The organism is Pseudomonas graminis (assembly GCF_001705435.1).
Taxonomy (GTDB): Bacteria; Pseudomonadota; Gammaproteobacteria; order Pseudomonadales; family Pseudomonadaceae; genus Aquipseudomonas; species Aquipseudomonas graminis_B.
On the sequence record NZ_MDEN01000053.1, the window covers coordinates 85,006 to 109,653 of the forward strand.

The window sequence follows — 24,648 nt, forward strand, 5'->3', positions numbered from 1 at the left end:
AATGACCCAAGCAAAAACCGCAATTGTGATTGGTGCCGGTTTCGGCGGCCTGGCGTTGGCCATCCGGCTTCAGGCAGCGGGCGTGCAGACGACGCTGCTGGAAAAACGCGACAAGCCCGGTGGCCGCGCCTACGTCTACGAAGATCAGGGTTTTACCTTCGACGCGGGGCCGACGGTGATCACCGACCCGACGGCCATCGAAGAGCTGTTCACCGCCGCCGGCAAATCCATCAAGGATTACGTCGAGTTGCTGCCGGTGTCGCCGTTCTATCGCCTGTGCTGGGAAGACGGCACGAAGTTCGATTACGCCAACGATCAGCAGTCCCTCGACACCCAGATCGCGGCACTGAACCCCAAGGACGTCGCCGGTTATCAGCGCTTTCTGGCGTATTCCAAAGCGGTGTTTCAGGAAGGCTATCTGAAGCTCGGCGCCGTGCCGTTCCTGTCGTTCCGCGACATGGTTCAGGCCGGGCCGCAGCTGGCGAAGTTGCAGGCATGGCGCAGCGTGTATTCCATGGTGTCGGAGTTCATCGAGGACGACAAACTGCGTCAGGCGTTTTCGTTTCACTCGCTGCTGGTGGGGGGCAATCCGTTTGCAACGTCCTCCATTTACACGCTGATTCACGCCCTCGAACGCCAGTGGGGCGTGTGGTTTCCCAAGGGCGGGACCGGCGCGCTGGTGCAGGGCATGGTCAAGCTGTTCGAAGACATCGGCGGGCGTTTCGAGCTCAACGCCGATGTCGCCAGCATTGACACCAGTGGCCAGAGAGTGACCGGCGTGCGCCTCAAGGACGGCCGGCAGATCAGCGCCGATTGCGTGGCCTCCAACGCCGACGTGATGCACACCTACGCCGAACTGCTCGGCGGCCACCCGCGCGGGGTCAAGGAAGGCGCACGGCTGAAGGGCAAGCGCTTCAGCAACTCACTGTTCGTCATCCACTTCGGGCTCAAGCGTCCGCAGCCACAGTTGCAGCACCACACCGTGTGTTTCGGCCCGCGCTACAAGGCGCTGATTCAGGAGATTTTCAAGGGCGCGGCGCTGGCCGAGGATTTCTCGCTGTACCTGCACGCGCCGTGCATCACCGACCCGAGCCTGGCGCCGCCGGGGTGTTCGAGCCATTACGTGCTGTCACCGGTGCCGCACCTGGGCAACGCCGATATCGACTGGGAAGTGGAAGGGCCGCGCTACCGCGACCGCATCTTCGCGTACCTGGAGAAGTACTACATGCCGGGCCTGCGCGAGGATCTGGTCACCAGCCGCATCTTCACGCCCCAGGATTTCAAGGGCGAACTCAACGCGCACCTCGGCTCGGCGTTTTCCCTTGAGCCGATCCTGCGACAAAGCGCGTGGTTCCGCCCCCACAACCGCGACGCAAGCCTGAGCAATCTGTACCTGGTCGGCGCCGGCACGCACCCGGGCGCCGGTGTGCCGGGAGTCATCGGTTCCGCCAAGGCCACGGCCGGGCTGATGCTGGAGGACCTGCACTCATGAGCGTGGCCGATCAGGCGCTGCTCGACCACGCCACCCAGAGCATTGAAGTCGGCTCGAAAAGCTTCGCCGCCGCGTCGCGACTCTTCGATCCCGTGACCCGTCGCAGCGCGGTGATGCTCTATGCGTGGTGTCGGCACTGCGACGACGTCATTGACGGCCAGGAAGCGGGGCACTCGGCGACGGTGGTCAGTCAGCAGGAAGTCACCGAGCGGCTGCAACGGCTGATCGCCCAGACCCACGCCGTGTATGCCGGCACGCCGACCCACAGTCCGGCGTTCGAAGCGTTCCGGGAAGTTGTCCTGCGCCATGGCATCGAGCAGCGCTACGCCCTGCAGCATTTGGATGGCTTCGCGATGGACGTCGGCCAGCGCGAGTATCGGCGGGTCGACGACACGTTGGAGTACTGCTATCACGTGGCCGGCGTGGTCGGGCTGATGATGGCTCAGATCATGGGCGTGAGTGACGAGGCGACCCTCGACCGCGCCTGTGATTTGGGGCTGGCGTTTCAGCTGACCAACATCGCCCGGGACATCGTCGAAGACGCCTCGGTAGGACGTTGCTACCTGCCGGGGGAATGGCTGGATGAGTTGGGCATTCCCCACGATCGCCTTGCATCTCCGGAATACCGTCCAGCGGTAGCCGTATTGGCAAAGCGGCTGGTGGACATGGCCGAGCCGTACTACGAGAGTGCCAATGCCGGCTTGACCGCACTGCCATGGCGATCGGCCTGGGCAGTGGCGACGGCGGGGTGCGTCTACCGCGAGATCGGGGTGAAGGTCAGGGAGCGCGGCGCGCGGGCGTGGGATGCGCGGGTCTCGACCAGCAAGCTGGACAAGCTGCGACTGGTGTTGGTGGGGGCGTGGAAGGCTAGCGTGACTCGTGGTCGGCAGTGGCCGGCGCGACCTGCGAGCCTGTGGCAACGTCCGGATCGGATTTGTGCAACGGGCCGTCATGCAAGCGTCGGAGCTGAGCGCGTAACCGAGTGACGCTCGGCGCGTAGAGAAAGCCGAACGACACGCAGCGCTCCTTGCCCGACACCGCGTGGTGCATCAGATGCGCCTGATACAGGCGTTTGAGGTAGCCATTGCGGGGCACGTACTTGAACGGCCAGCGCTTGTGCACCAGGCCGTCGTGGGCGACGAAATACAGAAAGCCGTAAGCGGTCATCCCTGCGCCGATCCACTCCAGCGGATGCGCCCCCGCAGTGCCCAGCGCGATCAGCACGATGGCGAACCCGGCGAACACCACGGCATACAGATCGTTCTTCTCGAACCAGCCGGTTCTCGGCTCGTGGTGCGACTTATGCCAGCCCCAGCCCCAACCGTGCATGATGTATTTGTGCGCAAACACGGCAAAGCCCTCCATGCCGATCACGGTTGCGAAAAATACGAGGGCATTGATCATCGGGCTCATCCACGCAAGTGTCTCGACGTCAGACCGTGAAAAGGCCGACGCTGTTCGGTGCGTGATTGTCGCATGCCGGTGGCTGAAGGCGGAGATCGGTTTGCCGATTTGCGGTGTGAAGGTTCGGATTGGTGTGGCGTGACCCATGACGCCTTCCCGGCTGAAGCCGGTCCCACTATGAGTACGCGGTGTGCCAGTGGGACTGCACTGCTGTTCGTGGGACCGGCTTTAGCCGGGAAGGGGCCGGCGCGAACACCCTCAATTTGGCATGGTCTGGACGCACTACGCTGAGCAGCGGTATCTTCGCGCGCTTTATTCTCTGCAGTTCAAGGATGATCAATGTTGCTCCTCCGTCCCTATTCCCGCCTGTCATCGCTGCGCCCGATTTCCCCATGGCTCCGATTGACCGCGATCGCAGGCATCGCCTGTGCCCTGATGGCCTGTCAGTCCCGTCAGGTGGCGTCTCCTGCCATCGCCTCCGCTCCAGCCGTCCCGAGCCCGGAAGACATCAAACAGCAGCAATTCAAGACCTTCGTCAGCCGTTTCCAGTTCATTCTCGGAAACAGAGCGCTTGAGGCCAACAGCGAAGGCCTGACGGGTGAGGTCCGCTTGCGCATCAAGATCAATCGCAACAATGAGGTATTCAGCTGTGAAACCCAGGCCACAGGCATTGCCACGGCAAATGCACCGGTGGCCGATCTTTCAAAAAAGGTGTGCTGGAGCGCGGTGTTCCCGATCGTACCCGGGGACCGGTTCAACAAGGACGGCAACGTGGAAGTCGTCGCCCCCTTGATCTACGTGCCAATGAGCGATATCCAGCGCTTGTCCATGGAGCCCCGTTATCAGCAATACGCGCAGGGGCGGTATTTCGCCGAGCGGACACTGATGAAATCACCGCCCGGCAGCATCGGCGTGGTCACTTTCGAGTATCTGGCGAACAAGCAGGGCAAGGTCAAGGAATGCGTCGTCAACCTCGAACGCCACCGCGAACGCCCGGAGGCCTTCACCTACGACAACGTCTTGCAAAGCCGACTCACCGAGCAGTGCAAACATCTTGACATCGCGCAGATGCCCGGTTTCTCCGTGGATGAAACCGGCGTGTCCAGAGGCGCGGTAGCGTTCGAATACAGCCCTTGGATGGCCGGGCCACGGGCGCGATAAAAAAGTGATTGATCCTGGCGCTGGACGCCGTGGGTCGTAACCGACTGAACTGTGCCGGCCTACCGCGGCCTCAGACTTACACCCGCTAAAGGAGGCCAAGGCCATGAACAACGACGAATTCAATCAATACGACGCAGAGCGCTTCCACGGTCAGGTCGCCGAGCAGTTGGGCATCAGCGTGGAAGAGCTGAAAACCTGGATGATCAACGACATCGAGCGGGTCACCGAAGGCGGCGAGGACGTGGGGCACATGGTGGTGTTCCGTGAGTCCACGCCCGATGAGGTGCTCGACAAGCTCAAGAACCCGCAGAGTCGCTTTACGGCGATGACGGGTGTGATCCATCACGAGTAAGCCCTGGCGCTCGGTTCTATGATCACCGGCTGGACAAATCATCCCCCGTTCAGCCAATCCCGGCCGTGGTGTTCACTTAACGCTAAGTGGGCACCTGCGGTTGCCTGTCAGTAAGGCCCGCGTCCATCCGCGTTGCGCCGTCCATGTCCCTTGCGACCCCGTTATTATCCCTTTCTCGCCCCTTTCGATGGAACGGTGGAGAAATAAGGCGTCATGTCAGTGGGTCAATCAATTATTGGTCTTAAATAACCGTTGGTAAGCGCCGATAAAAGTTGAACGGCGGCAATTTTTCCATCGATGACCTGAGGCCTGATGATGTCGATAAAACTACGTCTTTTGCTATTGACTGGCACCAGCGTGCTCGCGGTCCTGATAATCAGTCTGGTCAGTTATTTGAGCAATGCGCGAACGGAAGCCGCGATGATCGACAGTGAGGTCAGCATGATTGCCCTGAGCAATCATCTGGAAGCCGACATGATGCACGATGCGCTGCGTGCTGACGTGCTGTTGGCGATGCTGGTCGGCATAGGTAAAAGTGATACCGATCGAGATCAGGTCGTGGCGGGTCTGGCCGAACATGCTGCACATTTTCGCAAGGTCCTTGCGGACAACCTGACCCTGCCCCTCAACCAAAGCCTGAAATCAGCGTTGGAGAAAATCAAGCCCGGCCTGGACGCCTATATTGCCGCGGGCGAGCGAATTGTCGATCTGGCACTCAACAGTCCGGAACGGGCACAGCAGGAGCTGGCACAGTTCAGCAGCGCCTTCACCCAGCTGGAAGGTGAAATGTCCAGCCTGAGCGAGCTGATCGAGACTAATTCAAAGGCCAGTGGGGAAGGCACCCGTAACGCCAGCCGCAGTGCCAACATCGCCCTGGGTGCTGTGCTGGTGATCAGCATGCTGCTGCTGAGCGCGCAGGGCTTCTGGGTGACGCAAAGCATCATGACGCCCTTGCAGAATGCGCGACGAATCGCCGACAGCATCGCCCATGGCAACTTGAGCGAGCCTATTGCTGAACCCGTTAATCGCGATGAGGCCAGCCTGCTGATTCGTAGCCTGGCGGCCATGCAGCGCGACTTGCGCGGCATGATTGAGGCGGTGCGTAACAATGCCCAGGGCGTGAGCACGATCAGCCAGCAGTTGGCGGGTAGCTGTCATGAGGTCGCCGGCAGCAGTCTGCAGCAGAGTGCCGCAGCCGGCACGATGTCAGCGGCGACCAGTGAAATGACCGCGAGCATCGAGGAGATCACGCGGCATGCAGAACAGGCGCTGGCCATGGCCAATCAGGCTGAAACCCTGGCCAAGAATGGCGGTCGCGTGATCCATCAGGTGGTCAGCGACATGGATGGCATCGCCCGATCGTCTCAGCAGTCGGCGCAAGTGATCCGTCTGCTGGACAAAGAGTCTGAAGGCATCTTCAACATTATCCAGGTGATCAAGGGCATTGCCGACCAGACCAATCTATTGGCGTTGAACGCTGCTATTGAAGCGGCCCGCGCCGGTGAGCAGGGGCGAGGTTTTGCGGTGGTTGCCGACGAAGTGCGCAGCCTTGCGGGACGCACCAGCGCCTCGACCCAGGAAATTGCCAGCATGGTGACACGCATCCAGCAAAGCACCCGCGACGCCGTGATGAGCATGGAAGCGGGTGTTGCCCAGGTCGATAAGGGTATGGCGGTGACTGCCGAGGTGGAGCAGGCTATTGGCGAAATCCTTGAAGCAACGCTGGGCACCAGTCAGTTGGTCAATGACATCACCCGGACTATCGGTGAGCAAAGTCTGGCCAGCAATGAGATTGCCCATCAAGTTGAGATGATCGCCAGCATGTCGGCCGGTAATAGCCAGGTGATTGGCCAGACAGCCAGTACCACCGATCAACTGGCAGTGCTTGCAGGCCAGCTTTCCCAGTCGGTGGATCGTTTCCGGCTTTGACGCAGGCGTCCACGTTTACATCGCATCGACCAGTGCCATGCTTGAATTGCAGACAACAAAAAGCCCGATCACTCGGGCTTTTTGTTGTCGCTCAGCCGCTGATTACTTCGACGGCAGGGCGTAGGCAATCAGGGAATCGCCCATTTTGGTACCGAACGAGCCATGCCCGCCGGCCATGATCACAATGTACTGCTTGCCATTGCTCTCGTAGGTCATCGGTGTGGCTTGACCGCCAGCCGGCAACCGCGCTTCCCAGAGCAGATCACCGTTGGTGACGTTGAAGGCACGCAGGTAGTTGTCCTGGGTGCCGGCGATGAACATCAGGTTGCCGGCCGTGGAGATGGGACCACCGAGCATCGGCACACCGATTTTCAGCGGTGGCAGTTGAATGCCTTTCAGGCTGTCGCGGATGGTGCCGATACGCTTGCGCCACACCACGTCGTGGGTCTTCATGTCGACACCCGCCACATAACCCCAGGCCGGCTCTTTACATGGCAGGCCCAGTGGGGACAGGAAGGCGTTGATTTCGACGCCATAAGGCACGCCGTACTGAGGCTGAATGCCCATTTCGGTACCGGTCCCGGTGGCACCTTCTTTAGGCCACAGCGGGTTGTTCGGGCCACGGGGAATCAGCTTGGACACGAACGGCAGCGCCATCGGGTTCATCAGCGCAACCTGACGGTCGGCGTTGACCGAGATGCCACCCCATTCGAAAACGCCCAGGTTGCCCGGGAACACCAGCGTGCCTTGCTCGGACGGCGGCGTGTACTGGCCGTTGTACGACAGCTGCTTGAAGATCACGCGGCAGACCAGTTGGTCGAACATGGTCGCGCCCCACATCTCCTTGTCGGACAGGGTTTGAATCGACGTCAGGTTCAGGTTCGAGCGCGGCTGGGTCGGGCTGACCCGATCGCCTGGCGCCGCTTCACCCGCAGGCACCGGCATTTCATGGACCGGCACGATTGGCTTGCCGTCGCGACGGTCGAGCACGAACAGGTTGCCTGCCTTGGTCGGCACGTACACCGCAGGGACAGCTTCGCCGCTGCCGGTTTTCACGTCAGCCAGGGTTGGCTGAGCCGGTACGTCCATGTCCCACAAGTCGTGGTGGGTGGTCTGGAAACTCCACACCAGTTTGCCGGTGGAGCCGTTCATGGCGACGATCGAGCTGGCATAACGCTCCATCACCGGGGTGCGGTTGCCGCCCCAGATGTCGGGCGTCGGATTGCCGGTTGGCACGTAGACCACGTCGGTTTTCGCGTCGTACGCCAGCGGTGCCCAGGCGTTCGGCGAGTTGTTGACCAGGGTCTTGCCGTCGCCCGGAATCGCGTTCGGGTCTTCCGCGCCAGTGTCGAAGATCCACTTCAGCGCACCCGTGTTGACGTCGTAGCCACGGATCGCACCGGATGGCTCGTGCACCGACAGGTTATCGGTCACCGAACCGCCGATGATCACGGTGGTGCCGGTCACCACAGGCGGGGAGGTGGGTTCGAGGCCGCCCGGATACGGGTAGGGCTGCAAGTGCAGCAGATCGAGCTCGCCGTTTTTGGCGAAGTCGGCACACGGTGCGCCGGTGTCAGCGTTGATGGCGAACAGACGACCGTCGTTGACCGGCAGGAATACCTTGCGCGGGCAACTGGTGGCGACCGGCTGAGTGCCTTCCAGGCTTTTCGCAAACTGCGTGGTGTCAGCCTGATCGAAGTAGGCGACGCCACGGCAGGTCAAGTGCTGGAAGGACGGGTCGGATTTGAGCTTGGGATCGAATCTCCACTTCTCTTTGCCGGTCGCCGGGTCCAGCGCCACCAGGATCTGGTGGGTGGTGCAGATGTACATGTTGTCGCCTACCTTGATCGGCGTCAGCTCGTTGGTGGTCTCGCCAGAGTCATTCGCGGTTTTCGATTCGCCGCTGTTGAAGGTCCACGCCACCTGCAGGTCTTTGACGTTGCCTTCGTTGATCTGGGTCAGCGGGGAATAGCGCGTGCCCGACTGGGTGCGGCCATAAGCAGGCCAGTCGCCATTGGCGATGCCTTCGACAGGCTCATGCTGCGCGGGTTGCGCGGTGGCCATGCTGCCGTTGATTTCCTGCGGGTCGTTGAAGATGGCATACACCATCACCACGATGGCCAGCGCCAATGTCGCGGATAAAAAGGTTTTGCCGGGCTTGATGCGCTCCGGAATATCCCGGGTCACCGCCGGAATGAGCAGCCACAGACCCAACACCCCGAGGATGTCGAATCGCGGCACCAGCGCCCAGAAGTCCGTGCCTGCTTCCCACAGACCCCAGACCACGGTGATCAGCATCAGCGCGCCATACAGCCAGAGCGATGCCGCGGAACGTCGCCACAACAGGACGGCGAACACCAGCAGCGCGACGCCCAGGAACAGATAATAAAAAGAGCCGCCCAATGTGAGCAGCCAGATACCGCCTACCAGCAGAAACAAGGCAAAGATGCCTGCAATGATGGAAGTGAAACGCCTCAGCCCTGAAGCTTTTGATAAGTCATTCATCGATGTTCCCCCTTGGGATGTAGTGCATGGACTGTGCGCCTCATAGGGGGTTCAACTCCCCGATCAGCCGGTTGGATGAATTTTTTCGGCATCACTGACCACACGCTCTTTCCAAGCATAGGCCGTGTTCACGAACTGATCCCGGGGGAAAAGCATTCAGAGGGCAATCGGCCCGGCCTTACGCAGGTTCGGGGCCTGAAGAGGGGCTGAAAGGACCGGCGAGATGGCGCTACAGGGCGGCAAGGTAATGCCCGCTATGGTGCATCCCATCGCTCAAAGTTGCGGGGGGGTGTGGGCGCAGACTAGAGTCGTCAACAGGCCATTCAACTTACGGCAGGCGCATGAGACGGAGTCCATCGATTCCCTCTGGTCTGCGCTCTCATAACGCGCTGGAAGTGTAAGTTTTCTATGCACAATCGGTTAAGCAGGACGCGAGCCACGACGCTGCTGATCACAGCGGCGGTTTTTGTGTGTATATCCGGGTGCACGACCCAGGCCACGACCGGTGCGTCATTGGTCGATTACACCTCAGTCAGCGCATCTTCACCGCCACACAAACTCACCGGCCTTTGGGCCGGTCCCCACGCCGGCGGCACTTTTTACGTGGAAATCTTCGAGGACGGCGACCTGCGCACCTGCCTGAGCGCTCCGCCTTATTACCGGGCGATGGACGGAAAATATGCCGACGAGGCGTTGTATCTGGAAGACGGCACCCGTATTGAATTTCAGCCGGCGGGTGCGCAGCGCATCACTATTTATTCGCCCCCAGGAAGGCCGGTGACCACGCTGGAACGCGGTGCGCCAAGTCTCTCCGCCAGCGAGTGCCAGGGAGGCGCCGATGACGTCCAGCGCAAACTTTCCCACTGGGCTGCGCAGTAGCGGCGGGGTGCGTTAATGCAGTCGGTGTGGATCGCAGCCGCTACCTTCGCCTGCCTGCTGGCGGCATCGTTGCTGATGATGCACTGGTATCCCAGGCTTTCGAGCCGTCATCGAGACGAGGACACCAACACGGTCATCCGCCTGGTGGCCAACATCTTCGTGGTGATGACCTCGCTCGTGTTCGGGCTGATGATCAATTCAGCCAAGAACACCTATGAATCCATCGACGCGAGCTTCCATGCCTACGCCACTGATCTGATCATCTTCGACCGAACGCTGCGCACTTACGGCGAGTCCGCGCAACAGACACGCGGGCTGCTGGTGACGTACCTTGAGCGGGCCATTGCCAATCCGTATCGCGGTGATGAAGCGCTGCAGCATCGCAAAAGCCAGGCCGCGCAGTACCTGGACGACATTGGCAAATCCCTCGCCGGGGTGCGCCCGGCGGATCGCTTCCATGAAACCTTGATGCTGGACATTCGCCAGCAGTACCACGGCCTGATCGAACAGCGCTGGCGAATCGTCGAGCAGTCCGAAGGGGCGATACCCGGCCCGCTGATCGGCATGCTGATCGCGTGGATGACGCTGATTTTCGCCACCTTCGGCTACCGGGCGCCGCGCAATCCGATGGTCATTGGCATGTTCACCGTATCAGCACTGCTGATTGCCGCGTCGGTCTACCTGGTCCTGGACATGGACATTCCCTTTCACGGCCCCATCCAGATCTCTGATGAGCCGCTTCGCCGGGCCTTGGCGGAGATGCAGTTGTAAGCGTGTGCTTTAACCGCTTTTGGGTCGTGGTCGCGCTCGGGTTGCGGGCCTTTATAACGAAGCGTCGGAGGGCAGAAAAGGAGGGATTTGCGAGGTGGGCCGGGTATGATGCAGCGCTCTGCACGTCACCACTCTGCACGCTACCGTGCCAGCCCGTATTCAGGATCACAATGCCCAGCCCCATGTTTACCGTCATGCGCCTCGACGCCACGCCCCCGGAATCGATCAAGAGCCAGATCATGCAAATGGTGATCGACTACGTCACCGACCTCAGCATGGTGGCCATCGCCCCGAGCAATCCGTTGTACCCGCTGTACCAATACGGCGTCGGCCATGAAGTGCATCAGTACGTGCAGGCGATGGATGGCTCGCGGGGGATTGCGGTGGAATTGATCGTGGCGCTGGACGCCGAGGATCCGTCGATCGTCATCGGCTTTTTGCTCTATTTGCCGGTTCAACAGGACCCGCAGGCGTGCGCCGTGGCGTACATGGCGGTGCAAACGGTACGCCGTCGTCAGGGCGTGGCGCGGGCCATGCTGACAAAGATGACCGAACGCTATCCCCATGCGGAGCTGGCGTGCTTCGTCTCCAAAGTTGCGGTGTTCGAGGCGCTGGGTTTTCAGGTGTTGGGTGCGCGCGGGCCGCAGGTGGTGATGAACACCCGTGAGCGGCAGACCGAGGGCTTGTTGGCCGTGCTGGACATTGCGCCGATCTACAACTCGCTGGAAGTGCGGCAGATCCACAGCTATCTGTTGAAGCAGCACGGCAAGCGCGCCATGACCGATGCGGAGAAACAGCGCGATCGCCACATCGATCAGTTGACCCGCCAGGCCCGGCTATTCGTCAACGGACTGTTGGGCGAGTCAGGCGCGCAAGCCTTCATCGGCCCGCGGCTCGTCTAATCCAGCGATCAGCGATCAGCGAACGGCCTCGTTGAGGTCGATCCCGCCTGAGTCCTTGCTCCACGTTTCCAGCAAGAAATCCCGCTCGGCGTGATGCAGCGTGCGTTCCATGGCCAGGTGCCGCGCCAGGACCTGGTGCACCTCGCGGCCCTCCATCGGGCAGCCTTCGATGGGGTGCAGCCAGTGGCATGCTAGCACCGCACTCTCCGGCGCCAGGCTTTCGCGAATGCGCTCGATGATCTCGCCGAAGGCATCCGGCGTCAGGTAATAGGCCCATTCGCTGATCACCACCAGATCGAATTCTCCCGCCGGCCAGTCCTGGGGCAAACAGCCTTCCAGCACCTGAACATGGGCATGTTCGCTCAAGCGGTCTCGGGCCAGAGTGACAGCCCGGGGGCTGAGGTCCATGCACAGCAGCGCGTCGCAGCGTTCGGCCAGGCGCAGGCTCAGCTCGCCATTGGCGCAGCCCGGCTCGAAGATGCGCCCATAGCGCTGGCGCGGCAGAGCGGCGAGGGTCAGGTCGCGTTTGCGGTGTTCGTACCAGCGCGTACGAAAGGCCCAGGGGTCGTCGCTGTTGGCGAACAACGTCTCAAAATACTCACCTGTCATGCTCACAGAAACACCAGTTCGAAGGGTTGCAGCAGACGCTCCAGCGTCTGAGGGGTCAACACCGGAGGGGCGCCGGTGCTCGGGTCGTTTTCCAGCTGGCTCAAATGCGCCCCGATGGCCTCGCGCTTGCGCCGCAGTTGCTCCTCGCTGAGCCAGAATTTACGGGCCTGTTCCCAAGGGATGCGCGGGTCGTTCGGTTCAGCCCAATGCCAGGCCCACACCGGCATCTCCACCAGCGTCGCGCCACTGTTGGCCACCGCCTGAGCCGCACAATGGCCGACGGCTTCGTGGTCGCAGTGGCCGTCGTGGCGCCAGGTGGTCAACAACACATCCGAGGGACGCAGGTCTTCGCTGAGCAGGGCAATCAACGACTCGGCATGCCCGGCAACCTGACCATCGCCCATGCCGAGCCGTTGCCAGGACAGCCTCGACACGTCCAGGCCCAGGTGCGCGACGGCCTGTTCGCTTTCCCGGCGCCGCTCGGTTCGCAGGCGCTGTACCGGCCACAGCGGAGAGTGCGGATGACTGCCTTCGCCGTCGGTGACAGCCACCAGTTGCACATCGTGCTGCCGTTGGGCCATCGCCGCGAGCACGCCGCCGCAGGTCAGTACTTCGTCGTCGGGATGCGGCGCGAGCACGATCAGGCGCGCGCCAGGTGGAATCAGTTCTTCCAGGGTGATCGGGCGCACACTGCGCAACGCCACGCTGTTCTGCCAGGCGCTCAACGGGGTGCCGGTGACGCCGAAAGGCTGCGCTTCGTTCATAGTGACCAATCCTCGGTTTCGCCCGTAGCGATTCGCTGGCCCAGATGCGCCAGGTCGCGCTCAGCATGGCTTTGTCGGATAAACACCTGCAGGTCGGCAGCCAGCCGCGCAAAGTGCGGATCACGGCAGAAAGGCGTCGCGCCCAGCGCCCGGCCGACATGCCGGCACACCTGCTCAACCGCCATTTCGACCTGTGCACGTAAGCGCTGGACCGGCAGGCTCGCGTCGTCCCGGGGATGCGCGTCGATCCATGAGGCGCACTCGCGCAAGGCAGCCGCCGCGCCGCACAGCGCGGCATCCGCGCTGCCCAGATGAGCGTCGGCGTGGGGTTCCGGCCGTCCGTGATGTCGGTGCGCGCGCAAGCTTTTCGCCAGCGCCGCTGCCGCGCCGTACCAGGCGGCAGCGATGCCGGCGCCGCCTTGCCAGAACCCAGGCCGGGTTAAATAGTCCCCGCTGTTGCCCACGCAAATGCCGACAGCGCCATCGAAGTGCACGTCGCCGCTGGCGGTGCCCGCCATGCCCACGGCCTGCCAGGTCTCGCTGCTGAAACGTACGCCCGGCTGCTTCAGATCCACGGCGACCAGTTGCGGCGCGTCATCGCTGGCCCAGGCGGTGAGCAGGGCGTAATCCAGTTGCTGTGCGCCGGAGCACCAGGCCTTGCGGCCGTGGAGGCGCACCTTGTCGCCATGGCGTTGGCTGACGCCTACCCTGGCGTCGGGCGGTTCAGCGGCCCATACGCCCCAGATGCCGGGTGCATCGAAAGGCGCTGAATTAAGTTCATTCAGAATGGCGAGGGCGTCGGTGTGGCCTTCGTAGAGTTTGAGCAGCGCCAGATCGACGCCCGCCACCGTCGCCAATTGGCACCAGCGTTCGAGGGTGCGACCGCTGCCGGGCAACGGCAATTGATCGAGCCCGCTGTCGAGGCAGCGTTGCATGGCGTGACGCAGGGGTGCGTCCGGCACGTGGGGGTTGTCACGGTGGGCGAAATCCGCCAGCAGTGATTCAAGTCCTTGTGCATCGTCCCGCATGACTGTCTCCGTCCCGTTGACGCCGACGCGAGTTGCGCGGGCTGTTTGCCTGGCCCGTTGCGCGGCCTGCTGATGAAATTCGGCAGCGCAGGCGGGGAGGGGTTCAAACATTTCTTCGGCCAGCCGGGCCACGTGCGTTCGGCCGGGCGGCTTCGCCAGCGCGCTGATCCCTGTTTTGTGAACGGGTGCGCGGTTTTGTCGCAGCGAGCGTTTCTCAACCCATGGGCGTCAAGGCATGCAGCGCCGTTGAGGGGTGTCGGTAAAATCCGCTTGTAACGCATTCGGCCCGGTTTTGCGCGACACTGTCGGGCACCTGTTTTTTTCGCTTCGTCCCTCGCCGCTGCAGTGCGGCTGCCAATAACGCCTGCGGTGCCGCGAGGTGGACGAAAAAAGGGTTGGCGTTGGCGCCAGCCGCTGCTTTCGAGAGTTCGCCAGATGAATGAGTTTCTGACCCGCCGTCAGGTGGTCACCGGCATGGGCCTGTTGGGGCTGGGCTTGCTGGCCGGCTGTGACGGTTCGACCACTGCGCTGGATTTCAAGTACGGCAAAGATCTGAGCAACAAGATCATGGGCCGCACGTTCAAGCTGACCGACACCGACGGTGAGGTCAAAACCCTGTCGAGTTATCGTGGGTTGATGCCGATGGTGTTTTTTGGTTTCACCCAATGCCCGGCGGTGTGCCCGACCGCGCTGGCCCGTGCTGCGCAGATCAGAAAGATGATGGGCGAGGACGGCAAGACGCTGCAGGTGATCTTCATCACCGTCGACCCCGAGCGCGACACGCCGCAGGTCCTCGACGCCTACGTCAAACAGTTTGATCCGACGTTCGTCGCCCTGCGCGGCACGCTGGAAGAAACCGCCCACGTCGCCAAAGAATTCGGCGTGTTCTACGAAAAGGTCCCGGCGGGCAACACCTACACCATGTCCCACACCGCCACCAGCTTCGTTTTCGACTCCCGGGGCAACCTGCGCCTGGGGCTGTCACCCTCGCTTTCCGCCAAGCAATGCGCGGAAGACCTGCTCACTGTCATGGAAGTCTGCTGATGAATACTGTGTTTGCTGCTGTCTCGCGCTCGTTGGTTTCGCGCACGTTGGGGGTCGCCCTGTTGGCCGGGGTCAGTCTGAGTGCGGTTGCCCAGACGCGGGTGGAGGATCCGTGGGTGCGTGCGACGGTGGCCGGGCAGCCTTCGTCAGGCGCGTTCATGCGCATCACCGCGGACACCGACAGCACGCTGCTCAGCGTCACCTCGCCAGTGGCCAAAGACGTGCAGATCCACGAGATGAGCATGACCAACGACGTCATGCGCATGGGCCCGGTCGACGCCGTGCCGCTGCCGGCAGGCAAGACCGTGGCGCTGGACCCGGATGGCTACCACGTGATGCTCATGGGCCTGAACGGCCAGATCAAAGAGGGCGATCAGGTCCCGCTGACCCTGACCGTGAAGAACGCCAAAGGCGAGACAGAAGTGCTGAACGTAAGCGCCCCGGCCCGCGCCGCGATGGACATGAGCCATGATCACGGCATGACCCATTAAGTGGGATCGCGTATCCGGTAGGACCGGCTTCACCCGGGAAAGCGCCGGCGGCCATACCGCAGAATTGATGGTGTTCAGGTCGGGAGCACACCGGAGAAGTGGTGTCGTTCAAACCGACGTCTTCCCGGCTAAAGCCAGTCCCACAAAGACACCGCGTATTCACTGTGGGACCTGCTAGAACCAGTCCCACAAAGCCACCACGTACCCTCGTAGGACCGGCTTCAGCCGGGAAAGCGCCAGCAGCCACACCGCAAAACTGATGGTGTTCAAACCGCCGTCTTCCCGGCTAAAGCCAGTCCCACAAAGGCACCGTGTATTCACTGTGGGACCTGCTAAAACCAGTCCCACAAAGGCACCACGTACCTTCGTAGGACCGGCTTCAGCCGGGAAAGCGCCGGCAGCCACACCGCAGAAGTGATGTCGTTCAACCCGACGTATCCCAAGGTAAAGCCGATCACACAAATTAAATGCGCTGTCTTGGCGGACAGGAATCAATCCCCGAACGCCCCCACCAGCAACACCCCGTTCAGCACGATGATCAACAGCACGATGCCCCAGGCCAGGGCGGTCAGGATCGGCCCGGTCACGAAATCGCCCATCAGCTTGCGGTCGGACACGAAGCGCACCAGTGGCACGATGGCGAAGGGCAGTTGCATCGACAGGATGACCTGACTCAGCACCAGCAATTTGGCGGTGCCCTGGGCGCCGTAAATACTCGTCACCACAATCACCGGAATGATCGCCAGCCCCCGCGTCAGCAGGCGACGGATCCAGCCGGGCAGGCGCAGGCGCAGAAAACCCTCCATGACGATTTGCCCGGCCAAGGTCGCCGTGACGGTGGAATTGATCCCCGACGCCAGCAACGCCACACCGAACAGCATCGACGCCATGCCCACCCCCAGCATCGGCGAAAGCAAATGGTAGGCCTGCTCGATTTCCACCACGTCCGTTTTGCCGGCCTTGTGAAACACCGTCGCCGCGGTGATCAGAATCGCCGCATTGACGAACAGCGCCAGCGTCAGCGCGATGGTGCTGTCGGTCACCGCCCATCGCAGGCCGATGCGTCGGCCCTCATCCGTGCGCGGGTAGGCGCGGGTCTGCACGATGGAGGAGTGCAGGTACAGGTTGTGCGGCATCACCGTGGCGCCAATGATGCCGATCGCCAGGTACAGCGCCTCGGGATTGGTCACCACCTCGGCCTTGGGGATGAAGCCGGCAAACAGCTCCGCCAGATCAGGCTGGGCCAGCACCATCTGGATCGCGAAGCAGCCGAAGATGACCAGCAGCAGCGCGATCACGAACGCCTCAAGCGCGCGGAACCCGCGGCCCATCAGCAGAAAAATCAGAAACACGTCGACCGCCGAGATCACCGCGCCCCAGATCAGTGGAATGCCGAACAGCAGGTTCAGCGCGATGGCAGTGCCGATCACTTCGGCCAGATCGCAGGCGATGATCGCGATCTCGCAGGCAATCCACAGCCCGATGCACACCGGTCGGCTGCACCGTTCGCGGCAGGCCCGCGCCAGGTCCCATCCGGTGACGATGCCCAGCCGTGCCGACAGCGCTTGCAGGACGATGGCCATCAGGTTCGACAGCAGAATGACCGACAGCAGCAGGTAACCAAATTTCGACCCGCCGGCGATGTCGGTGGCCCAGTTGCCCGGGTCCATGTAGCCCACGGCGACCATATAGCCGGGGCCGGTGAACGCGAGGAGCCGCTTGAACCAGTTCCCGGTCTTGGGCACCGCGACACTGGCGCTGGGCATGCCCCCGCCGAGCATGTCGTCGCCGGGGCGGGCAGGGTGATCGATGGGCGGCATGGAAAGTCCCGGCGTTGAATATTGAATGATCAGAGGGGTCGGAAAGGCGCGGAACGCTGGCCCTGCCGCCCGGTGTCAGCGCGTGGTTACCATCTACCCGCAGGCCCGCCGTGGTGCTGCCCGACGGAGGGACTCAGCTGGACAGCGACGTCGCTGCCAGTGAGTTTAGATAATCCCCAAAGCCTTCTTTGCACCGGTAGTCTTTTCGTGCGCTGGTGGTGACGCTGTTCGCGGAAATCCACGCGATCGACGCGCCGATGCGTTGCAGATCGGCGACCAGGTGCACGTCTTCGTGGGCAGCCAGCGCCTTGAAGCCGCCGGCACGCTGATAGGCACTCGCGCTGACGCCCAGGTTCGCGCCGTGGATGTGCCGATGATCATCTACTGGCCGGTACAGCGAATCATAGCGCTGGCGCACATGCTCGGGATGCCCGGACCAGTCGTCGACCTCGACGATGCCGCACACCGCGTCCACCTCCAGGCTGACCTGATGCGCCAGCCAGGCGTAGGGCACGACGCTGTCGGCATCGGTGAACGCCAGCCAGCGGGCGCCGCGTTCGAGCATCAGCCGCGCGCCTTCTGCGCGGGTCATGCCGACATTGCGGTAGGTGCACACGTGGGTGGTGATGCCGTGTACGGCCGCGACGCGGGCCGAGGCATCGGAGCAGTCATCCAGCATGATGAGGATTTCCACGGGCTCGCCGTGGAGGTCTTCGTGGACAGAAGCGGCGATCAGGGACTTGATGCAGTCGTCCAGGAAGTCTTCTTCGTTGTGTGCGGGGACAATGATTCCAATCATCGAAGTGTCTCGTCGCGGCACCTGCGCTGATCGCGGCGTCCTTCGATGTCGACCGAAGTGATGGAAATTTGGTTTCAAGTATTTTCGTTTAGCAGGACCATCGCCTCGCTTATCACGGGGTTAAGGCATGTCCCAGACGCAGCGACGCCGCTGATCAGCGGCGTCGATGGCTCTACGTGCGGCGAGACTTTACAGCCTGCCCATCTGGCTTCAGCCCGCCAGCAGCGCCTTGGCGATGGCCTCGTTGAACGCCGGCAGATCGTCGGGTGTGCGGGAAGTGATCAGGGTCCAGCCATTGGCCGGGCATTCCTTGACCTCGGCATCGACCCAGTTGGCCGCGCCAGCATTGACCAGGTCAGTGCGCACGCTTGGGTAGGAGGTCAGGGTTTTGCCTTCGATCACGCCGGCATCGATCAGCAGCCAAGGGCCGTGGCAGATCGACGCGACGGTCTTGCCGGCGTCGGCGAACGCTTTGACCAGCTTCTGTGCATCGCTGTCCTGGCGCAGGGTGTCGGCGTTGACCGTGCCGCCAGGAATGACCAGCGCATCGAAGTCAGCAGCAGACAAGCCGGCGAGCTTGGCGTCGGAGGTGACGACGGCGTCCTTGTCGGTGTCGTTCAGGAACAGTTGCGCAGTGCCGCCTTCAATCGAGGCGTGGGTGACCGCAGCACCTTGACCCTTCAACGCTTCCAGCGGCTTTAGCAGCTCGTCGCGCTCGATGCCGGTGTTGGACGTGATGATCAAAACCTTCTTGCCGTTCAGTTGATTGCTCATGCTTTCGCTTTCCTCTGAAATATAAGTGCTGAAGTTGAAAACGGCGCTTGCCATTGGCAAGCGGTGTCACGTTCAGAGGAAGGCGCAAAAGCAAAAGTTCAGCCCGATTGCACTGAAGGGTACCGGGGCGGTTATCAGTGTTTCAGGCCGCGCACCCGGATCTCGGGTGCGGCGAGCAGTGCCGTGCGACGAAACGGCGCACCACGATCCCCTCCATCATCACAGGCAATCGCGGACTGCGGTTTCCAGGGCATTGCGGCCGAAAGCCGACGACAACGGCGCGCGCTGATACAGGAAGACCCGGGTGTTGGGATTGCCTTTGTAGACCTCGAGGATTTCATCGGAGGCGATCTTGCCGGAGATCAGCAGTTTGTAGTGACCCTTGCTCTCGGTCATGGTCGTGCCGGGCTTGATCTGCTGCCACTTGGGGTAGATGCACTTGGCGTAGTCAGACGGCGTCTTGGCGGTGTCGAAATTGAACGACGGGTTGTTCGGCGTTGAACTGCAACCCGCCAGCACCGCGGCCAGGGTGCAACCCAGTAACGAGTACGGAAATAAACGGCGCATCAATTCATCCTGAATAAGAAAACGGAACCCATTCGGCAGGGTCGATGGGCGCCTATGTTGACCAGCAACCGTGCAAATGAAAAGCGCACGCCCTGAAATTTTTTACCCCCTGCTCAAGCCTCCGTTGCCCAGACGCCGTCGAGCCAGCGGGTCATTCATTCTGATGAGTGGCTTCACTCAGCCGTGCGCTGCTTTGTGCTCGCTATGTTTGCATGTTGCTCGTTCTATGAATAGAGTGAGCGGAAACGAGCATTAAGAAAACGTGAGCTCGTTCGTTACTGCCTGATCGACGGAGAGCACATGTCACACGATGAACTGCAACGGGCTGCACGGTCAGTCTTGATGCCGGCGATCGCCGGACTCGCGCTGGATGAACCCGTGCGCCGGCATCTGCACGCCGGCGGCGTGTCGGTGCTGCTGGGGGAGACCCGCGACGAATACCTGGCGCGCAGCATGAGCTTCGAGCGTCGCCGGGAAGAAACCGACGGGCAATTTTCCGCGATCGCCAGGGAGGCGGCGGTGTGTGCGGCGGCGCCGGTGCTGATCGCCGTCGATCAGGAACTGGGCGGCATCCAGCGCCTGCACGGTCTGGTGCCCGGTATGCCGGCTTCCGCCGAACTGACCCACATGAGTACAAGAGACATCGAGTCGCGCTGCTATGAAATGGCCAGCTCGGCCCGGGTCATGGGCGTCAATCTGTTCCTGGCGCCGATTGTTGACGTGGTCACCGGGGCGAATCCCTGGCTGCACCAGCGCCACCTCGGCGCCGACCCTGCTGAAGTGGCGCGCATTGCCTGCGCCTTCATCCGCGGTGTGCAACGCGCGGGCGTGATTGCCACGGCCAAGCATTTTCCCGGTCACTACCAGGTCGAGCAGGACCCGGCGGTGGAGCGGGCTTTCGTCCCTGATGACGCCGCTGCCCTCAGCGACGGGCTGGACGTGTTCCGGCAGGTGATTGCGGCAGGCGTCGGCGCGATCATGCCCGGGCCGGCCGTGTTCCCGGCGCTGGACCCGCACCGGTCGGCCAGCACCTCGGCGGCGGTGATCGGCCTGCTGCGCGATGCACTGGGGTTCGGGGGACTGATCGTGTCCGACGATCTCGACGCCGTTTCTATCCTGCGCGGCAACAGCATCGCCGACACCGCCGTAGCGGCGCTGAACGCCGGCGCGCACCTGTTGCTCCTGTCGGCGGAAGCGGGGCTTGACGACATCGCGCGCGCCATCGTCGATGCAGTAATCAACGGGGGGCTGGATGCGCAAACCCTGCTTGCAGCCGCGCACACAGTTCGCGCCCAAGCCCACGCCTCCCGAGCCCAGGTGGATTCAGGCCTGTACGTCTCCTACCCGGTCTCAGGCGGTCATCTCACCCGACGCGTCATGATCTGAACAGCCGCTGCTCGCTGCCAACCACTTGCAGCTTATCGCTTGCCCCTCACCCCGTTTGTGCTCCCGGCCCGGGCGTTCTACTCTCGGCCACTCCGTACACTCAGAAGGAAAGCCCGATGAGCTGGTCCGCCACGCAGTACTCCCTGTTCGAGCAGCAACGCACCCGACCGGTACGCGACCTCGTCGCCGCCATTCCCCTGACCTCGACGCGCACCGCCGTCGACCTCGGCTGCGGTCCCGGCAACTCAACCGAAGTGCTGGCCGAGCGCTTTCCGGAGGCCACGGTGACCGGGCTCGACAGTTCCGACGACATGCTCCGCGACGCCCGTCAGCGGCTGCCGGACATCGCATTCGAGCGGGCGGACATCGGCAACTGGAATCCGGCGCACACCTACGAAGTAATCCTCGCCAACGCCTCGCTGCAATGGGTGCCTGACCACGCGTCGCTGTATCCACGGCTGGTCAGCCTGCTCAATCCAGGCGGTGTGCTGGCGGTGCAGACGCCGGACAACCTTGAGGAGCCGGCCCATCGTCTGGCGCGGGAGATCGCCGCGAGTGCGCAGTGGGCCGACAGGATCGGCGACGTCAAGCACCCGGATCGACACCCCGCCGCCTATTACTTCGAGCTGCTGAGGGCGCATTGCGCCGAGGTCGATGTCTGGCGCACCACGTATCACCATCCCCTCGCCGGTGGGCATGGGGCGGTGGTCGAGTGGTTCAAAGGCTCGGCGCTGCGGCCCTATCTGCAAAAGCTGGACGAAGCGGGTCAGCAGGCGTTTCTCGATGCGTACCTGCAGGCGATCAGTCAGGCCTACCCAGCGCAGGACGACGGCACGGTGCTGTTGCCGTTCCCGCGCCTGTTCATCGTGGCGACACGTTAAAGCGTGCGGCTCGCGTTAAGCCCCTGTGTTGCAAGCCGTGATCGATACCCCCGTTTTCTGATGGAGTGAGCATGAGCAACGACCCCGCCGAACTGGCCGCGCGCCTGATTCGCAATTTCAACGATGTGCCGCTGCAGCACGAGCGCCGCGACCCGCTGTACGAGAGCCACGCCGCTCGCCTGGGCACCGACACCGCCGCGCAAAAGCTGGGTGCCTCGGTGGACATTGTCGCGCCGGGCAAGCGCTCGTGCCCTTATCACTTTCACTACGCTCAGGAAGAGATGTTCGTCATTCTGGACGGGCAGGGCACGTTGCGTGTTGCGGGTGAAATGCTGCCGATCCGCAGCGGCGATGTGATCTTCATCCCGCCCGGTCCGGAGTACCCCCATCAGATCATCAACACCTCTGATGCGCCGCTGAAGTATTTGTCCATCAGCACGCGGGAGACGCCCGAAGTGTGCGAATACCCGGACTCCGGCAAGTATCAGGCGATGGTCACCCTCAATGGGGCACGCGCGTTTGCAGCCGTGCAGCGACCTGATGCCACGCTGGATTACTGGGAAGGCGAGCCTTGATTCACGGCTCGGAAATTCGCCCATGATTCATTCGGTTATAACCATAGAACGTCTCGATCTAGGCTCGATATAAGAAAAGCAGCGGTGCTTAGAGCAAAAATCGCTATTCTGCCCGCCGGCTTTCAAATGTGCAGTCAGGCAGAGCAATGGATTTTGGCAACGCAGGTTTCGTCGTCGCAGGGCTGGTGGTCGGTTTTATCGTCGGCATGACGGGGGTGGGCGGTGGATCGCTGATGACCCCGATCCTGCTGTGGTTCGGCATTAACCCCGCCACGGCGGTGGGCACCGACCTGCTGTACGCCGCCATCACCAAAAGCGGTGGCGTGCTGGTTCACAAAAAGAACGACAACATCGACTGGGGCATTACCGGCTGGCTGACCCTGGGCAGCGTGCCGGCCGCCGGGCTGACGCTGTGGTTTTTGAGCAGCCTGCACACGGCGCCGGACGCGATGAATTCGGTGATCAAACAGGCGCTGGGCGTGGTGCTGCTATTGACCGCCCTGGCGATCTTTTTCAAGAAGCGTCTGCTGGCATTCGCCCAGCGCCACGCGGGTGATCGCTACCGCCTCAGCACCCGAAACCTGAACGGGCTGACGGTGCTGACCGGCGTCATCCTTGGCACCATGGTCGCGCTCACGTCCATTGGCGCTGGCGCGCTCGGCACTGTGGCGCTGTTTCTGCTTTATCCCTTCCTCGAGACCCGTCGCCTGGTCGGCACCGAAATCGCCCACGCCGTCCCCCTGACCCTCATCGCCGGCATCGGTCACGCCAGCATGGGCAACATGAATTGGTCAATGTTGGGTTACCTGCTGATGGGCTCGCTGCCGGGCATCTACATCGGCAGCCACCTGACCGGTCGCATCCCCGACGCCGTCCTGCGTCCGTGTCTGGCGCTGATGCTGTTGGCGATCGGCTACAAGTTGGCGTTCTGAACGCGGGGTAGACGTACCTGCTGCGCTGCCACGTGTGGACGCGACCGGGTTGGCGCTCGACCTTGCTCGCGAAGGATTGGGAACATCCGCCAGCCCTTCAGCGGCCGGGATGCCGTCTTCGTGAGCACGCTCACTGCCGCAGGGTATGTGTTCGCTGCACGCCAGGCCGGCGCCCCCACGCCTGAGCTCACTCCTTCTCCGCGCCCCAATAACGCTGCATCTCGATGAACAGAAACGACGCGGTCCATGTAATCAGCACCAGCCCCGTCAACGCCTCCAGACCCGTCAGGTATTTCAGGTGTCCGTTGGGCGTGATGTCGCCAAAGCCGATGGTGGTGTAGGTGGTGAACGAGAAGTAGACCGAATCCATGAAGCTGCCGTCGAAGTTTCCGGTCAGACTTCCCAATGAATCAGACCGGTTCATCAGGTAGTAGCCCAAGGCAAAGATCCACACCTCCACCGCGTGAGCGACCAGCGCACCCAGCACGCCGATGACCACCCGGAAACGGTGCTGCAGTCCTAACCTCGGCATGAGCTGGTTGAGGCGAATCAGGCATTCGTAATGCACCATCACCGCTGTGGTGATGATCACGATGTTGATGAGCGTGACCGCAAACATGGCGCTCTCCCCAATCAAAGCGTCATGGGGCCTTCGCCGCCGGTGATGAGGGTGCGCAGCCGTTCGAGGTCGAGGATTTCCACCGCGCGCCCCGAGACACTGACGATTCCCTGACTGCGCAGCGAGTCGATGGCGCGGCAGATCGTCTCCAGGCGCATGCCCAGATAACCGCCGATGTCCTCCCGGCTCATGCGCAACACAAAGGCAGTGCCGGAGTAGCCCGGTTCGCCATGCGGCAGGAAAGATCGAGCAAAAAGGCGGCCATGCGTTCCTCGGCATTGAGCTGACCCATCATCAGCAGCATCTCGTGGTCCCGCACGATCTCCAGGCTGAGCGCCCGGTTGAGGTTGCGCTGCAGCGAAGGCAACTCGCGCGCCAGCCGCTCCAGCTGACTGAAGTGGATGGGACAGACTTCGCTGTCCTCCAGGGCCATGGCGTCGCATTCATGACGATCATTGCTGATCGCATCGCATCGCAGCCCAGCAGCTCTCCGCACATGGGGAACCCGATCAGCCGCTCACGCCCATCCCGGGACGTAATGGTCGTTTTGAAATAGCCCGAGCGCACCACATAGAGTGAGCGCAGGGGATCACCGGCGCGGTACAGCACCGCGCCTTTTTTGATCTTCAGCCGTTGCGGGATGATAGTGGACAAGCGATCGGTGTCATGCACGCTCATCCCAAGGGACAGGCAGAGCTCGCCGACGTTGAAGAACGCGCACTCTGCGTTGAGGAACGAGCCGGGAACGGCAGCCAGATGGGCGGTCATGTGCATCTCCTTGAGTGACCCAGCATAGGCGCCTGCGCTGCACAGTGACAGCGGCCATTGTGGAGGTGGATGAGCGGGGAGGGCTGACTCCGACCTTCTTGATCCAGATCAATACCGGGCCACTTCAGGCGCGCACACTGGCGGTCGGTTGATTCACTTCAGCCACCGCCCAACCCATCGCGATCATGGGAGGCTC

The 24,648-nt window shown here is 62.3% G+C and carries 24 protein-coding genes and 1 pseudogene; 14 read left to right on the forward strand and 11 right to left on the reverse strand.

All coding sequences use genetic code 11. The features are described from left to right. Window position 1 precedes the first annotated feature (1 nt). Both BBI10_RS04325 and crtB read left to right on the forward strand, forming a co-directional pair. Window positions 2–1,492: a phytoene desaturase gene (locus BBI10_RS04325; protein WP_065987106.1), complete on the forward strand. Its 1,491-nt coding sequence runs from the start codon at window positions 2–4 to the stop codon at window positions 1,490–1,492. Beyond that, window positions 1,489–2,478: a 15-cis-phytoene synthase CrtB gene (gene crtB, locus BBI10_RS04330; RefSeq protein WP_065987109.1), complete on the forward strand. Its 990-nt coding sequence runs from the start codon at window positions 1,489–1,491 to the stop codon at window positions 2,476–2,478. Before BBI10_RS04325 ends, crtB begins: the two co-directional genes overlap by 4 nt. Here the strand turns inward: crtB and BBI10_RS26450 are convergent. Continuing rightward, window positions 2,360–2,905: a sterol desaturase family protein gene (locus tag BBI10_RS26450; protein ID WP_141695115.1), complete on the reverse strand. Its 546-nt coding sequence runs from the start codon at window positions 2,903–2,905 to the stop codon at window positions 2,360–2,362. The genes crtB and BBI10_RS26450 overlap by 119 nt on opposite strands. A gap of 330 nt (window positions 2,906–3,235) precedes the next feature. On the opposite strand from BBI10_RS26450, the gene BBI10_RS04340 reads away from it, so the two are divergent. The 3 genes from BBI10_RS04340 (at window position 3,236) to BBI10_RS04350 (ending at window position 6,338) form a co-directional block, all read left to right on the forward strand. After that, a complete protein-coding gene (locus BBI10_RS04340) occupies window positions 3,236–4,057 on the forward strand; it encodes a hypothetical protein (protein ID WP_065987113.1) in 822 nt (273 codons plus the stop codon). 103 nt (window positions 4,058–4,160) lie between these two features. After that, window positions 4,161–4,409, forward strand: coding sequence for a hypothetical protein (locus BBI10_RS04345; RefSeq protein WP_065987115.1), 249 nt, complete (start codon window positions 4,161–4,163; stop codon window positions 4,407–4,409). Between the two features lie 315 nt (window positions 4,410–4,724). Beyond that, a complete protein-coding gene (locus BBI10_RS04350) occupies window positions 4,725–6,338 on the forward strand; it encodes a methyl-accepting chemotaxis protein (RefSeq protein WP_065987213.1) in 1,614 nt (537 codons plus the stop codon). A gap of 102 nt (window positions 6,339–6,440) precedes the next feature. Here BBI10_RS04350 and BBI10_RS04355 read toward each other — a convergent pair whose 3' ends face one another. After that, window positions 6,441–8,843: a glucose/quinate/shikimate family membrane-bound PQQ-dependent dehydrogenase gene (locus BBI10_RS04355; RefSeq protein ID WP_065987120.1), complete on the reverse strand. Its 2,403-nt coding sequence runs from the start codon at window positions 8,841–8,843 to the stop codon at window positions 6,441–6,443. A gap of 513 nt (window positions 8,844–9,356) precedes the next feature. Between BBI10_RS04355 and BBI10_RS04360 the strand changes: the two genes are divergently transcribed. The 3 genes from BBI10_RS04360 (at window position 9,357) to BBI10_RS04370 (ending at window position 11,395) form a co-directional block, all read left to right on the forward strand. Continuing rightward, window positions 9,357–9,722 carry a hypothetical protein gene (locus tag BBI10_RS04360; RefSeq protein ID WP_065987122.1) on the forward strand — a complete coding sequence of 122 codons (366 nt, stop codon included), beginning with the start codon at window positions 9,357–9,359 and terminating at the stop codon, window positions 9,720–9,722. 15 nt (window positions 9,723–9,737) lie between these two features. Next, on the forward strand, window positions 9,738–10,493 hold the full coding sequence (locus BBI10_RS04365) for a DUF4239 domain-containing protein (protein ID WP_065987123.1): 756 nt from the start codon (window positions 9,738–9,740) through the stop codon (window positions 10,491–10,493). 182 nt (window positions 10,494–10,675) lie between these two features. Further along, on the forward strand, window positions 10,676–11,395 hold the full coding sequence (locus BBI10_RS04370) for a GNAT family N-acetyltransferase (protein WP_065987125.1): 720 nt from the start codon (window positions 10,676–10,678) through the stop codon (window positions 11,393–11,395). A 15-nt stretch (window positions 11,396–11,410) separates the two neighbouring features. On the opposite strand, the gene BBI10_RS04375 is transcribed toward BBI10_RS04370, so the two are convergent. From BBI10_RS04375 to BBI10_RS04385, 3 genes are read right to left on the reverse strand one after another with little or no spacing between them, the layout of a single operon-like run. Next, window positions 11,411–12,010 (reverse strand): class I SAM-dependent methyltransferase, encoded by a 600-nt coding sequence (locus BBI10_RS04375; protein WP_065987127.1) that lies wholly within the window; start codon window positions 12,008–12,010, stop codon window positions 11,411–11,413. After that, a complete protein-coding gene (locus BBI10_RS04380; protein WP_065987128.1) occupies window positions 12,007–12,768 on the reverse strand; it encodes a PIG-L deacetylase family protein in 762 nt (253 codons plus the stop codon). The genes BBI10_RS04375 and BBI10_RS04380 overlap by 4 nt, the downstream gene beginning before the upstream one ends. Beyond that, window positions 12,765–13,796 carry an acyl-CoA dehydrogenase family protein gene (locus BBI10_RS04385; RefSeq protein WP_065987129.1) on the reverse strand — a complete coding sequence of 344 codons (1,032 nt, stop codon included), beginning with the start codon at window positions 13,794–13,796 and terminating at the stop codon, window positions 12,765–12,767. The genes BBI10_RS04380 and BBI10_RS04385 overlap by 4 nt, the downstream gene beginning before the upstream one ends. Window positions 13,797–14,231: 435 nt before the next feature. On the opposite strand from BBI10_RS04385, the gene BBI10_RS04390 reads away from it, so the two are divergent. Then, on the forward strand, window positions 14,232–14,840 hold the full coding sequence (locus BBI10_RS04390) for an SCO family protein (RefSeq protein WP_065987131.1): 609 nt from the start codon (window positions 14,232–14,234) through the stop codon (window positions 14,838–14,840). Then, entirely contained in the window at window positions 14,840–15,331 is a 492-nt protein-coding gene (locus BBI10_RS04395; protein WP_065987133.1) for a copper chaperone PCu(A)C, read from the forward strand. Before BBI10_RS04390 ends, BBI10_RS04395 begins: the two co-directional genes overlap by 1 nt. A gap of 491 nt (window positions 15,332–15,822) precedes the next feature. Here the strand turns inward: BBI10_RS04395 and BBI10_RS04400 are convergent, their stop codons facing one another. The 4 genes from BBI10_RS04400 to BBI10_RS04415 all read right to left on the reverse strand — a co-directional run bounded on the left by BBI10_RS04400 (window position 15,823) and on the right by BBI10_RS04415 (window position 19,291). Beyond that, window positions 15,823–17,112 (reverse strand): Nramp family divalent metal transporter, encoded by a 1,290-nt coding sequence (locus tag BBI10_RS04400; RefSeq protein ID WP_208600732.1) that lies wholly within the window; start codon window positions 17,110–17,112, stop codon window positions 15,823–15,825. Window positions 17,113–17,284: 172 nt separating this feature from the next. After that, a complete protein-coding gene (locus tag BBI10_RS04405) occupies window positions 17,285–17,950 on the reverse strand; it encodes a glycosyltransferase (RefSeq protein ID WP_065987137.1) in 666 nt (221 codons plus the stop codon). Between the two features lie 210 nt (window positions 17,951–18,160). Next, window positions 18,161–18,724, reverse strand: a complete 564-nt coding sequence (locus tag BBI10_RS04410; RefSeq protein WP_065987214.1) for a type 1 glutamine amidotransferase domain-containing protein — start codon at window positions 18,722–18,724, stop codon at window positions 18,161–18,163. 219 nt (window positions 18,725–18,943) lie between these two features. Further along, on the reverse strand, window positions 18,944–19,291 hold the full coding sequence (locus tag BBI10_RS04415) for a hypothetical protein (protein ID WP_065987139.1): 348 nt from the start codon (window positions 19,289–19,291) through the stop codon (window positions 18,944–18,946). A gap of 300 nt (window positions 19,292–19,591) precedes the next feature. Between BBI10_RS04415 and BBI10_RS04420 the strand changes: the two genes are divergently transcribed. The 4 genes from BBI10_RS04420 (at window position 19,592) to BBI10_RS04435 (ending at window position 23,065) form a co-directional block, all read left to right on the forward strand. Continuing rightward, window positions 19,592–20,677: a glycoside hydrolase family 3 N-terminal domain-containing protein gene (locus BBI10_RS04420; RefSeq protein ID WP_065987141.1), complete on the forward strand. Its 1,086-nt coding sequence runs from the start codon at window positions 19,592–19,594 to the stop codon at window positions 20,675–20,677. A gap of 116 nt (window positions 20,678–20,793) precedes the next feature. Then, window positions 20,794–21,558: a trans-aconitate 2-methyltransferase gene (gene tam / locus BBI10_RS04425; protein ID WP_065987146.1), complete on the forward strand. Its 765-nt coding sequence runs from the start codon at window positions 20,794–20,796 to the stop codon at window positions 21,556–21,558. Window positions 21,559–21,629: 71 nt separating this feature from the next. Beyond that, complete coding sequence (locus BBI10_RS04430) at window positions 21,630–22,133, forward strand: cupin domain-containing protein (protein ID WP_065987148.1); 504 nt, start codon at window positions 21,630–21,632, stop codon at window positions 22,131–22,133. Window positions 22,134–22,279: 146 nt separating this feature from the next. Continuing rightward, the gene (locus BBI10_RS04435) at window positions 22,280–23,065 is read left to right on the forward strand and encodes a sulfite exporter TauE/SafE family protein (protein WP_065987149.1); all 786 of its coding nucleotides are present in this window, start codon (window positions 22,280–22,282) and stop codon (window positions 23,063–23,065) included. Between the two features lie 187 nt (window positions 23,066–23,252). Here BBI10_RS04435 and BBI10_RS04440 read toward each other — a convergent pair whose 3' ends face one another. Then, window positions 23,253–23,684 carry a potassium channel family protein gene (locus BBI10_RS04440; RefSeq protein ID WP_065987152.1) on the reverse strand — a complete coding sequence of 144 codons (432 nt, stop codon included), beginning with the start codon at window positions 23,682–23,684 and terminating at the stop codon, window positions 23,253–23,255. A gap of 14 nt (window positions 23,685–23,698) precedes the next feature. Then, a pseudogene (locus tag BBI10_RS04445) lies at window positions 23,699–24,452 on the reverse strand (helix-turn-helix domain-containing protein). Between the last annotated feature and the right edge of the window lie 196 nt (window positions 24,453–24,648).